Source organism: Bradyrhizobium sp. CCBAU 53340, from assembly GCF_015291645.1.
GTDB lineage: Bacteria > Pseudomonadota > Alphaproteobacteria > Rhizobiales > Xanthobacteraceae > Bradyrhizobium.
In genome coordinates this window covers 277,403-289,380 of record NZ_CP030056.1, presented here as the reverse complement: position 1 = coordinate 289,380, position 11,978 = coordinate 277,403, and the positions used below count along the sequence as shown (strand labels likewise).

Here is an 11,978-nt window from a genome sequence, read left to right as displayed (position 1 = left end):
ATCTCCTCAACCTTTGACGGCGCCGAGCGAGATGCCGCGCACGAGATAGCGCTGCATTACCGTAACTGCGACGAAGATCGGCAAAGTCCCCAGGACGGACATCGCCGCGATTTTGGCCCAGAAGTTCGACTGGCCACCGAAATAGTGCGTCAGCATGACCGGAAAAGTGATCACTTCGGTACGCGTGAGCACCAGCGCGAAGAGGAAGTCGTTCCAGGCGAACACGAAAGTAAAGACCGAAGTCGCCATGAGCCCCGGGCGCACCATCGGGAAGACGACTTTCCAGATGACCTGCCATCGGTTCAGTCCGTCGACGAGGGCGCTTTCCTCCAGCTCGAGCGGAACATCAACGATATAACCCCGCATCATCCAGATGACATAGGGCAGATTGAACGCGGTATAGAGCACGATCAGGCCGAAGTAGCCGTCAACCAAACCGAAATAGACGTAGATGAGGAAGATCGGGAAGACGACCGCAATCGGCGGGATCATGCGCTGGGAAATGATCCACATCGCAAGGTTCTCGCCACCCGTGCCGAAGCGGGCGAGGCTGTAGGCGCATAGGGTACCAAGAATGATGGCAATGGCGGAGCTAACGCCGGCGACGATCAGGCTGTTCAGGATGGCCATGACGTCACCATCCTTGAATAGGACATAATAATTCGAGAACTGGATCTGCCCAGGCATCCACAATGGCGGCACGTGATAGATCTCGTCCGGCGTCTTGAACGAAATCATAAACAGCCAATAAACCGGAAATAGAAACAGCAAAGTGACGACGCCGGCGCCGATATAGCGTAGCACCAGAACGCGCCCCTTCCTGGTGGGCAGCTTCATCAGCCTCATCGCGCAATCTCCATGCGCTTGAGGACAAGCGTGGTAATGAGAGTGAGCAGCGCAATCACCAGGAAGGAGATCGCGGCGGTGTAGCTGGTTTCGAATTGCGAGAAGCCCTGCACATAGGTGTAGAGTGAAATCGTCTCGGTCATCGAGCCCGGCCCGCCTTCGGTGAGGGCCCAGATGATGTCGAAGATGCGCACGAGGTCGAGGCCGCGGATAAGGCATGCAACAGCTATCACGGGCGCGATCGCCGGCAGAATGATCGCGCGAAGCACGCGCAGATACGATGCCCCATCGATCTCAGCAGCCTCCAGTTGAGACTGATCGACATTGGACAACGCAGCGAGCAGCAGCAGAAACATGAACGGCGACCACTGCCAAACTTCGCAGATGATGATCGCCGGATAGACGTAAGCAGGGTTGACGGTCCACAGGATCCGGATCGGTTCGCCGGCGAAAAAGCTGAGTATCTCACCGATGGGACCAAAGCGGACGTCGAACAACAGGCGCCAGGTCGCACCAGCAACAATCGGAGAGATCACCGTCGGCAGCACCAAGAGCGCGACGAAGAGCTGGCGCCCGGGCATGCGGTCGATGAAGAGCTGCGCCATCAGGAAGCCGATCAGTAGCTCGAGAGGCAGGGCGATTGCTGTGATGATCGCGGTGTGGCCGAGCGATGCCCACAAACGGGTATCTCTGAACAACTCCGCATAGTTCAGCAAGCCGGCGAAAGACGTATCATTGTCCGTCATCGTGATGCGCTGGAAGCTCACGATCAACGAGTAGATGAGGGGAAAGAGGCCGACGAGGAGAAGAACCAATATTGCGGGCGCAACGATGAGATAGGGTAGGCGGTCCTCGAGCACACGCCCGAGCCGGCTCGGGCGGCGATGTTCAGTGCCATTAAAGCTTAAAGAGAACGTCATCATCAATCCAGGAATCGCGCCGCACGGGAGGCGGTGCCTCCCGCGCGCCCTCCAAGCCAACTATTGCGGATAAGCGCCTGGTTTTGCTGCCCAGACCTTATAAACCGCCTTCTGGTTTTCAATGCCCACCTTCTCGGTGATGGCATCAAACTGCTGCGCCATGCGGTCGAGAATGGTCTTCGGATCTTCGCCGGCCCAGAGGCTCGAAATGGCCTTGGTCATCGCCTCGTCGTACTTGTCCTGCTGCAGCAGGGAGAGATCGAGCAGGCCCTTCTCGCCAGATGTCTTGATCGTGTCGAGATAGGCAGGAGCATCAGGCCAGAGCGCACGGTATTTCTCGCTCGCGTAGTGCGACAGGCGGAAGGGATCGCGGAGCGTATAGGGGAGCTGCACGCGCTCAAGGCTGGTCTTCTTGCTGTTCAGCCATTGGATGAAGAGATAAGCGGCCTCCTTGTTCTTGCTCGTGGCCGAGACGGACAGGTCGAAACCGACGCCAAGCTCCGGGCGACCGAGGGGCGTGAGCGCATACCCGACCTTGCCGGCGACTTGCGATTTGGGTACCCATTTCAGCGCTTCCTCGCCCGAGCCGTAGCCGGCGGCCCAACGCCCATAAGGGGGCCAGGAGATCGTCATGGCGGTGGTGCCCTGGAGGAACGCGGCCAAGTTGTCGACGAAATTCCATTGCTCCACGCCTGGTGGCATGAACTTGTTCTCGGCCAACATCTGCTTGAAGACCTTCAGGCCGACATCGCTGTTCACCGTCGATTTCATCGTATCGGCATTGAAGAACTTGCCGCCCTCCATGCGGAAACGTTCCTGGAACATGTATTGCGGATAAGGCGCAGTTCGGAAGAAGCCGGCGCCATAGACCTTGGGCGCCATCTTGTCAGTGATGAACTGTCCGATGTCGTCAAGCTGCTTCCAATCCTTGGGCGGAGCGAGCTCGTAGCCGAACTTGGCCTTGAACCCCTCCTTCATCTTCGGATCCTCGAAAATGTCTTTGCGGTAGTAGAGCAGCATCACATCGCCGTCGTCCGGGAAGCCGAAGATCTTGCCGTCATACTGCATCTGGTTGTCGCGATAGGCTGCGGCGATGTCCTGCAACTCGTCGCGATAGCCGAACTTGTCGACATATTTGTCCAGGGGCTCGAGCGCTCCGGCCCGGGCCAGGTCGGGCATCCAGGATGGAATGACGTTCAGTGCGTCATAGGCCCCGGCGCCCGACTTGAAATCCTGCATGATCTTGGTGAACATCTGGTCGGTCGGCACCTCGACCACCTTCACCTTGATGCCAGTGAGCTTCTCCCATTTCGGACCCGAATAGTTGAGCGGGTCGAGCGATTGAAGGCCCGCCTCCCAGACGATACTGATCGTCGTGCCCGCATATTTCTTTGCTGCTTCGACAGCAATGTCGGCGGCATCCTTATCAGCGGCAGGAGCCGATACACCTGTGAGCGCAAGGATAGCGGCCACGCCCAACAATGTCCTGAACTTCATGCCTTCCTCCTCTTCATTTGAGCAATCCTAAGCCGCCAAGGTGGCCCCGGAGCTTTTGCCTCGGCGCGTCGACCGGTTACCCATGCTGGACGTCGACTGCCGCACCGTCGGAGGGCTGTCGAACGAACAGATGAGTGTCTTCTGGGGATGGCCATCCGCGCTCAGGCCGCGCTGCCCGATAGGCACGAACGCGATTTCGCCTTGGTAAAACACGCCTTCCCCCCAAAAGCTCTCGATGTATTTGCTTTTGGCGTCACTCTGCTGTGAGGCGGAAGCGGCCGGCAAATGAGAACTTTGCAACCACCGATGAGCCACATTCACCTGTCAGCAGTCTCTGCTGCGGCCCGCTCAAGCCTCAAAGCTGAAGAAAATCCGGTCAAAGCACGGCGGACCATTGGCCAAGCCAGTTGCGCCCTTGCGAGCCTTTGCTGAACTACGAATACGTTTCTTCAGGGATGGGAAGTACCTTGCCGAATATGGTTAGTTAGTTTGCGAGCGGCATCGCCTATTTTAAGGCGTAACTCGCTATCGACAGGGATTCTTTTGCAAGTGCAATCGCTTGGCGCCCTTTTACGCCATGGTCTTACTTGGCCTGAATATTGCTCAGGGTATGAGAGTTCGACAAAAAGATCATACCAGGGGAGTGGCGCCGCATGGGGCAGGTCACGTCACGAAGTGGCCTCTTGAAAGGCCTTAAGTTGAGAACTGTCTTGTTGCTGGCAGGGCTGACGCTGACCAACATTGCAGCCTGGGGCTGGGCCGTTGCGCTGTTCGCCGGTCAGCCGTCGGTAATGGCAACCGCGCTGCTCGCTTGGGTGTTCGGTCTGCGCCATGCCGTGGATGCCGATCATATTGCGGCAATCGACAATGTCGTGCGGAAGCTGATGCATGCCGGCCGCGCCTCCGAAACTGCAGGTCTCTACTTTGCGCTCGGCCATTCCACGATCGTTCTCGCTTCAATGATCCTGCTTGCCGCCGGCGTCATGACCCTCGGCGGAGAGGGTTTGCTCAAAAACTTGGGCGGCCTTCTCGGAACCTCGGTTTCAGCCGTCTTCCTGCTCGGCGTGGCCGCCGTCAACTTTGCGATCTTCGCAAACTTGTGGCGCACAATGCGTGCAGCGCAGGCCAGCGGCGTCTACGGTGCACAATTACTCGATGCGCCCCTAGCCGGAAGCGGTCTTCTTTCGCATTTGCTCGGCCCGATCTTCCGAATTGTGACGCAAAGCTGGCACATGTATCCGCTCGGATTCCTGTTCGGATTAAGTTTCGACACGGCGACCGAAATTGGCCTGCTCTCCCTCTCTGCCTCTGAGACTGCGCGCGGCCTGTCGCTCTGGCAGGCCATAGTCTTTCCTGCACTTTTCGCTGCCGGAATGTCCCTGGTTGATACCTTGGATTCAGCATTTATGGCCAGCGCTTATCGCTGGGCTTTCGTCGATCCGGCCCGAAAGCTTTGGTACAATCTGACAATCACAGGTGCCTCAGTCGCGATTGCGCTGTTCATCGGCAGCGTGGAAACGCTTGGCCTGATCAGCGATCAGCTTGAGCTCACGGGTGCCCTTTCGAGCCTCGTCGATCGCCTCAAGGGATCACAAGCCATCTTAGGCTTCGGCGTGATGTCATTGTTCGCTCTCGCCTGGCTAGCATCTCTCCTGCTGTATCGCGTTGCATGGAAGGGAAAGACCACTCGAACCGCCTTGCCGACATCACGCGCGACTTAGCGGCTGCAGCGATGCTGTCGAGCCGCTCGAAGCCTGCCGTCTTTGCCCGCTGGACGAGCATTGCAGCACTAAGCATCTGCGCCCTCATGATCGACGCTGAACCTAGCTCTGGAGACAATATCCAGACTAGCTACACCTTGCCTGCAGTCATAGTCACTCGTGAGGAGATCCCACGGCGACCGCGAAGAGCTCCAACGCCACGCTCGGATCGAGCGCTCGGCATAGGGTCCAGTAGCCAGCTGGGCGGGCAAGCCTCAGCGGTATCGGCCAAGAGCAGCGCGGCCTTGGCTCCCGCGTCGAGCATGGCAAGCCAGATCACAGTATCAGGCGAAGACGTCAACGCGCGGCCCGTGATGCGCCCGGGCGAAGTGCTCGAAGCTGTACCGGGGCTCATTGTGACGCAGCATTCCGGCGAGGGCAAAGCGAACCAGTACTTCTTGCGCGGCTATAATCTCGATCATGGCACGGATCTCGCGATCTATGTTGATGATGTGCCTGCCAACATGCGCACTCACGCCCACGGCCAGGGCTATGCCGACCTCAATTGGCTGATTCCTGAAGCGATCGCCGCCATGGAGGTAAAGAAGGGGCCTTACTTCGCCGATGAAGGCGACTTCTCCTCGGCCGGCGCCGTGCATATCGGCCTGATCGACCGCACGGTGAAGGGGCTAGCGCAGATGACCGCCGGCAGCTTTGGATATCGCCGCTTCCTCGGCATGGATTCGACGAGGCTCGGCGATGGGACATTGCTCCTCGCCGGCGAGGCTGGGACCTACAACGGCCCCTGGGACAACCCGGACAACCTCCGCAAGCTCAATGGGCTCTTGCGCTACAGTCAGGGCACGGCCACCGACGGCGTGTCGGTCACGGGCATGGCTTACGCCAACAGATGGAATTCGACCGATCAGGTGCCGCAGCGCGCCATGACGGACGGATTGATGGATCGGTTTGGATCTGAAGACCCGACTGACGGCGGCAACGCAAACCGTTTTGCCCTGTCGGCGCGCGTGGCGCAGAGCGATAATTCCGGGGCCTGGAAGGCGAACGCTTATGTCGTCAAGAGCGAGCTCGATCTCTACAATAACTTCACTTATTTCCTGGCCAATCCCGTTGTCGGCGACCAATTTCACCAGCACGACGGCCGCCTAATGGCCGGCGCTAACATCGCACGGACGATGGATGGCTCATTCGCTGGGCTGCCGATGCAGACGACCTTCGGCCTGCAGTCCCGTTACGACGCCATCGATCTCGCGCTCACCGACACCCACCGGCGCAGTTTCCTGTCCAACGTACGCAGCGATAAGGTCGGGGAAGGCAGCATCGGCGCTTACGCCGAGAGTACGTTGCACTTTTCGGACTGGCTGAGGACCACGGTCGGTTGGCGCGGGGACTATTACGCGGCCGACGTGACGTCGCTGTTCGATGCGAACAACTCAGGCCATGCCAACGCTACGATCGGAAGTCCCAAGCTTCGCATCGTGGTCGGTCCCTTTAACAAGACCGAGTTCTTTTTCGGCGCCGGCTATGGCATGCACTCGAACGACGCGCGGGGTGCGACGACGACGGAAGATCCGAGCGATCCCGGGACAAAGCTGCCGCGCTCGCCGCTGCTGGTCCGCACCAGGGGCGCGGAGGTCGGCGTGCGTTCGAGGATCGTCCCGGATCTCGACACCTCGCTCAGCCTCTTCGTCCTCGACCAGGATTCCGAGATCCTGTTCTCAGGCGATGCCGGCGATACCACGACGGCGCGCGCGAGCCGCCGCTATGGATTCGAATGGACCAACCATTACCGCCCACGGTCTTGGATTGACGTCGACGCCGATCTCGCGATGACCCATGCGCGCTTTCGCGGTTACGACAGCGACCAGGCGGAGGTTTATGCCTCACTCGCCGGCTATCCCGCCGCGCAGATCGGCAACGCGCCCGGCAACTATATCCCTAACGCACCGACCATGATGGCGTCCGCCGGCATCTCGCTCGGCGCGAAGACGGGCTGGTTCGGCGCCCTGCGTTGGCGCTATCTCGCCTCCAGTCCGCTGACGGAAGACAACGCCTTCCGATCGCAACCTACCGGCATCTTCAACGCGCGGATCGGCTACCGCACCGACAAGGGCTGGCGCCTCCAGCTCGATTTGCTCAACCTCCTCAACAGCAAGGCGAACCAGATCACCTATGCCTATGGCTCCCTGCTGAAGACGGACAAACTTTACAATCTCTGTGCCGCCAATGCCGCCCCTGCGCCAGTCTGTGCCATTGGTGTGATGGACTATGTGCTTCACCCGGTCGAACCCTTGACCGTCCGAGTGACCCTAGCGGGCACATTCTGATATCAGTCAGGTCGCGAGTCGCGAAACGTCCGTTCGCCGGTAATAATGGCCGATAGCATGCTCTGACGCGACACGATGTCCTCGCGCACGGCAGCATATACATGCAGGATGACGAAAGTCACAATGAACCAGAGGCCGAGATGGTGCACTGTATGCACGTCTTGACTGTTTGGGAAGATCGAGAACCACCAGCCGAACAGCGCATACCATAAGCTGTCGCGACCTTCGCCCTCAGCGTAAAGTGCAAATCCGGTCAGCATCATCAGGATCATCACAATCACGAACAAGAACATCGCAGTATTGGCCAAAGGATTGTGGCCGACGTATTTTTTCGGGTAGCGCACTAGGAACAGGTACCATCGCAGCTCGTACAAAAGGCCCCAGCGCCAGATCCGGTTGTAGATCGGAAACGCGAACAACTGGCGGGCATACTGGTTGCCGACGAACGCCCAGTAGACGCGATAAAGGAACGCGAAGGCGAGCACCTGTCCCGACGCGAAGTGAACAAATCGGATGTAGCCCATCGTGTACCAATTGCTAGCTTCACCAGGCATCGAGGGAAGCGGCGAGGCGATTAGATAACCGGTAACGGCCAGAAGAGAGATCGTTAGCGCATTTAACCAGTGCCAGATCCGTACCGGTGCCTCATAGACATAGATTGATTGGCGATCCGTGCCGACGGCGCCGACGGCGTCCAGCGTACCCGGAATCTCCGAGATTTTCGTCATCGCATGCTCCTGCATTGAGAGTGATTCGACGCAGCGAACAAACGAATCAGCGCATGCCATCGAGAATATCGCGCGCATGCCGGCGCGAAATCACCGCCCTGCAATTTTTTTCTTCACGCTTCAGCGGCCCTACGCAACGAAGAATTGGAAACCCGCTTTAACCGCAGGTGGAAATCCTGCTTTCATATCTTTATTGAACCTCTTTGCTATTTTCCGCTGCATCCACGTGGGTTCGCGGTCTTTTTCCCTGCATGAGCAGCGAGCTTCCTTACCCGGCGCACGACACTTGCTGCGCGGCAGCTCGCTGCAATTTACCGATGATTAGGAGAGACGGCACATCGTTTGCTCATTTCCAGCTCCAGCGAACCGGGTATTTGCGATATGGATTTGAGCTTCATTCGGCGCGGCGGCGCATCGCGCCGGGCAGGCGTCTTCCAGACACAGGGCCGGATGAATGCAGCGGCCATGAGCTTGCCGAAAAGCGAGCCAGTCATCGCCAACCTGTCAATTCGCCTGAAAATCATGATGGGATTTGCTATCGTTCTGCTGCTGTCGGCGGGCACCATGGCGGGCGCCTGGTTTGGCTATGAGGCGATCCTCGACGGCTTCGACGTTTATCGTATCAGCATGTCGGAATCGGATTATGCGCGCGAAATCGACAGCTCGCTCTCGGCATACCAGAGCAACGCGCGCTATTACGCCCTGACGGGCATAAAGGAGGCGGAAGCTGCCGCGGAAGAGGCGCGACGCTTGCTCGAGCGAACGATCACGGCAGCCAAAACCGAGACTGCAACTCTCAGCTGGCAGCAGTCGATAAAGGAACTGTTCGAAGCCTACCGCGCCTATACCGATTCCTTCAACAAAGTGTTGGCGCTGCGCGCCGGGATCGATCGCTCGGCAGCCACGATGGGCGGACAGGCGCACGTCATCCGGACCGCGCTCGATCAGGTGAAGGCGCCGGGCGCTCAAGCAGAAAATATCATTGAGCGTTTCGATACGATCGATCGCCTCGTAACGACAGAATTGAAGCTCCACGATGAAGTCCTCGCGAGGGACGTCTTACAGAGAATAGAAGGGTTTAAAGGTGCGATCGTGCGAGAGCGTCGCTCGCCGGACGTCGGCGGACAGGCGCTCGACGAGCTCGTCGCGTCTTACCGAGATGGGTTCGCCCGAGTGGAGGCCGCAGGCCAAGAGATCGATCGTTTGATGGCGGACATGTGGAAGCTGCGTCACGGACTATCCGGGGCGGCCGCCTCTCTGAAGCGAGTGGCTTTGGCGGAGCAGGCTGATGCCGAGAAAAAGACCGCGGTGCAAATCATCCACGGTCAATCGGTAGTGGTTGCCCTTGCGCTCGCCTCGATTGCAATTGGCCTCGTGCTCTCCTTTGCGATCGGACGCGGTATCGCAAAACCTGTCATCGCGATGTGCAGCTCGATGATCGAGCTGGCAAACGGCCGCTATGAGATCGTGCTGCCGGGGCTCGGTCGGCACGACGAGGTCGGCAAGATGGCTGGCGCGGTCGAGAGCTTCAAGCGGCAAGCCATTGAGCGCGCCGAACGCGAAGCTGCGGAGATCGAAGAGCGTAACAGGTCGGCGGCCGAGCTGCGGCGCGCTGAGCTCGCTAAATTCGCTGGCGGCTTTGAGGCCGCGGTGGGTGACATCGTCAACGGCATTTCGGGTTCTGCTCAGCAACTCGAAGCAGCAGCATCAACGCTGTCACGCAATGCGGAGGCGACAGGGGGCCTGACCAACGCGGTGGTCGGCGCCGCGCGAGAATCGTCGAGCAGCATTGGTTTGGTCGCCTCGGCGGCCGAGGAGCTGTCGCTGTCGATCAATGATATTCGCACCCAGGTCCGCAACTCGAATGCGATCTCCGGTAATGCGGTAGCCCAGGCCAAGAGCACGGACGCCCGCATCGCGACGCTCGCGCAAGCCTCGCACCGGATTGGTGATGTCGTGAAGCTGATTACAGCGGTCGCAGAGCAGACCAATCTGCTCGCGCTCAATGCCACCATTGAGGCAGCCCGCGCCGGAGAGGCGGGCCGCGGCTTTGCCGTCGTCGCAGCCGAGGTGAAGTCGCTTGCAAGCCAAACCGCCCGTGCGACGGAGGAGATCGGCTCTCACGTCGAAGGTATGCAGCAAGCGACCGGAGATTCGATTGCCGCGATCAAGTCGATCGCCGGCATCATTGGCGATATCTCCGCCATCTCGGGTTCGATCGCGTCCGCCGTCGACCAGCAGACCGCGACGACACAGGCGATCGCACAGAGCGCGCAGCAGGCGGCCTCTGGCACCGCGCAGGTGTCATCCAATCTCGAGCAGGTCAATCGCGAAGCAAGCGAGACCGGCTCGGCGGCTTCCGCCGTGCTGCAATCAGCGCGCGGACTAACCGAGGCGAGCCACCGCCTGCGCGCGGAGCTTGACCGTTTCATGGCCAACGTCGTCGCGGCGTAGTCTGGCTCGCAATGCGAGACGCCTGCGACTACCATTGCGCAAGTGCCAGAGACCTGCGCTAGTCAACGGACAAGCCGGCACCCTCGCGTGGGCAAACCGGTATCCTAGGGATCGTCGATGGAGCATGGTCTGGATCTGGCCGGATTCGCGTTGCACCCGCAACGCGGTGCAGTGTTGGGTGAGGTGCATGCGCGTCCGTTCACGCGGCTCTCCGCGCCTCTCGCAGTGCTGCGATTTGCTTTTTTGGGCCAGGGAGAAGCGGCGGCCGCCGACCGGCAGGCCTTTGTAGGCTTTTGCACCGCGCAGGGCTTGGCGGCACCCGAGGTGTCGGCTAAGCACCACCAGGTGTCAATCGGAGCAGTTTCGCTACGCTGGGAACAGCATTCCGAATTCACGACTTTCACCTGGATCTGGAGTAATGAGGCATCCGCGCTGGCGTTCGCTCCCATCGGTGACGAACTTACCGCATTGATCCGGGCACTGCCGCAAACGGGACAGCTGCTTGTGGCGGTGAGGCTCGAGGTGGAGCAGACCGAAGCGGCCGTCGCGCGCGCTGAGGAGCTGTTTGATAAGAGCAGCCTCGCAATGGCGACAGTCCGCAGCGGCCCTGCGGTCGTCGCTTCCGACTTTCGTGCGGATGCGCAGGGCTTTGTCCGCATTCTCATCTGCAACGACGGCCTGTCGCCGGGCCGGCTTGGCGCTCTTGTGCAGCGCGTGCTGGAGATCGAGACCTATCGCACGCTGGCGCTGCTCGGCCTGCCGGCCGCGCTCGAGCTCGCGCCCTCGGTCGATCACATTGGGCGGCGGCTGGTCGAAGTGCTCCAGGAGATGCAGGGCGCCGAGGACCTCAAGCTCAACAATCACCTCCTCACGGAGCTGACCGCATTGGCCGCCTCATTGGAGCGCGGCGCAGCGGGTAGCCTGTTCCGCTTCGGCGCGAGCCGGGCTTATTACGACATCGTGCAGGCCCGCCTTGGCGTGATCGAAGGAAGCGAGATCGGAGGGCGACCGACCTGGTCGTCCTTCCTTGCCCGGCGGATGGCGCCGGCGATGCGCACCTGCGCCGCGATGGAGGACCGCCAGGCCAACTTATCGATCAAGCTAGCGCGCGCCGCCGATCTCCTGCGCACGCGGGTGGACGTGGAACTGGAGGAGCAGAATCGTGACCTGCTGCGCTCAATGAACGAGCGCACCAAGCTGCAATTGCGCCTGCAGAGCACCGTCGAAGGCCTCTCCGTGGCGGCGATCGGCTATTACGTCGTCAGCCTGTTCGGCTACCTCGCTAAGGGCGCACATGACGGCGGCTTGCATGTCGAGCCGTCACTCGCGACAGCATTGTTCGTACCATTTGCCGTCGGTCTAATTTGGATCATCACGCACCGGATCCGCCAGAGGCACCTTAAACATGAAGGCGCGCCGGGCGATCATGACTGAGTTCCTTCGCGCCGAGGGCTTGCCATTCGAGCCGGGTCGGCCGAAGCTGGT

Annotated in this window: 8 protein-coding genes; 4 read left to right on the top strand and 4 right to left on the bottom strand. The window is 60.0% G+C overall.

Annotated features, from left to right (window positions below):
* Nucleotides 1–6: 6 nt before the first annotated feature.
* From XH89_RS37950 to XH89_RS37940, 3 genes are read right to left on the bottom strand one after another with little or no spacing between them, the layout of a single operon-like run.
* The gene (locus XH89_RS37950; RefSeq protein WP_128929504.1) at nucleotides 7–846 is read right to left on the bottom strand and encodes a carbohydrate ABC transporter permease; all 840 of its coding nucleotides are present in this window, start codon (nucleotides 844–846) and stop codon (nucleotides 7–9) included.
* Nucleotides 843–1,769, bottom strand: coding sequence for a carbohydrate ABC transporter permease (locus XH89_RS37945; RefSeq protein WP_128969536.1), 927 nt, complete (start codon nucleotides 1,767–1,769; stop codon nucleotides 843–845). The genes XH89_RS37950 and XH89_RS37945 overlap by 4 nt, the downstream gene beginning before the upstream one ends.
* Nucleotides 1,770–1,826: 57 nt before the next feature.
* Complete coding sequence (locus XH89_RS37940) at nucleotides 1,827–3,263, bottom strand: sugar ABC transporter substrate-binding protein (RefSeq protein WP_128955162.1); 1,437 nt, start codon at nucleotides 3,261–3,263, stop codon at nucleotides 1,827–1,829.
* A gap of 653 nt (nucleotides 3,264–3,916) precedes the next feature.
* On the opposite strand from XH89_RS37940, the gene XH89_RS37935 reads away from it, so the two are divergent.
* Together XH89_RS37935 and XH89_RS37930 are read left to right on the top strand one after the other, a co-directional pair.
* Entirely contained in the window at nucleotides 3,917–4,984 is a 1,068-nt protein-coding gene (locus XH89_RS37935; protein WP_128929507.1) for a HoxN/HupN/NixA family nickel/cobalt transporter, read from the top strand.
* A 302-nt stretch (nucleotides 4,985–5,286) separates the two neighbouring features.
* Nucleotides 5,287–7,311, top strand: a complete 2,025-nt coding sequence (locus XH89_RS37930) for a TonB-dependent receptor (RefSeq protein ID WP_128930141.1) — start codon at nucleotides 5,287–5,289, stop codon at nucleotides 7,309–7,311.
* A 2-nt stretch (nucleotides 7,312–7,313) separates the two neighbouring features.
* Here XH89_RS37930 and cybH read toward each other — a convergent pair whose 3' ends face one another.
* The gene (gene cybH / locus XH89_RS37925; protein ID WP_128929508.1) at nucleotides 7,314–8,039 is read right to left on the bottom strand and encodes a Ni/Fe-hydrogenase, b-type cytochrome subunit; all 726 of its coding nucleotides are present in this window, start codon (nucleotides 8,037–8,039) and stop codon (nucleotides 7,314–7,316) included.
* A 342-nt stretch (nucleotides 8,040–8,381) separates the two neighbouring features.
* Between cybH and XH89_RS37920 the strand changes: the two genes are divergently transcribed.
* Nucleotides 8,382–10,493: a methyl-accepting chemotaxis protein gene (locus XH89_RS37920; RefSeq protein ID WP_164938218.1), complete on the top strand. Its 2,112-nt coding sequence runs from the start codon at nucleotides 8,382–8,384 to the stop codon at nucleotides 10,491–10,493.
* A gap of 117 nt (nucleotides 10,494–10,610) precedes the next feature.
* Nucleotides 10,611–11,927, top strand: coding sequence for a DUF3422 domain-containing protein (locus XH89_RS37915; RefSeq protein WP_128929509.1), 1,317 nt, complete (start codon nucleotides 10,611–10,613; stop codon nucleotides 11,925–11,927).
* Nucleotides 11,928–11,978: the final 51 nt, after the last annotated feature.

Bases quoted from the DNA above. Each gene is read 5' to 3' on its own strand.
- XH89_RS37950 (WP_128929504.1), bottom strand. From the start codon at position 846: ATGAGGCTGATGAAGCTGCCCACCAGGAAGGGGCGCGTTCTGGTGCTA.
- XH89_RS37945 (WP_128969536.1), bottom strand. From the start codon at position 1,769: ATGATGACGTTCTCTTTAAGCTTTAATGGCACTGAACATCGCCGCCCG.
- XH89_RS37915 (WP_128929509.1), top strand. From the start codon at position 10,611: ATGGAGCATGGTCTGGATCTGGCCGGATTCGCGTTGCACCCGCAACGC.
- cybH (WP_128929508.1), bottom strand. From the start codon at position 8,039: ATGACGAAAATCTCGGAGATTCCGGGTACGCTGGACGCCGTCGGCGCC.
- XH89_RS37930 (WP_128930141.1), top strand. From the start codon at position 5,287: ATGGCAAGCCAGATCACAGTATCAGGCGAAGACGTCAACGCGCGGCCC.
- XH89_RS37940 (WP_128955162.1), bottom strand. From the start codon at position 3,263: ATGAAGTTCAGGACATTGTTGGGCGTGGCCGCTATCCTTGCGCTCACA.
- XH89_RS37935 (WP_128929507.1), top strand. From the start codon at position 3,917: ATGGGGCAGGTCACGTCACGAAGTGGCCTCTTGAAAGGCCTTAAGTTG.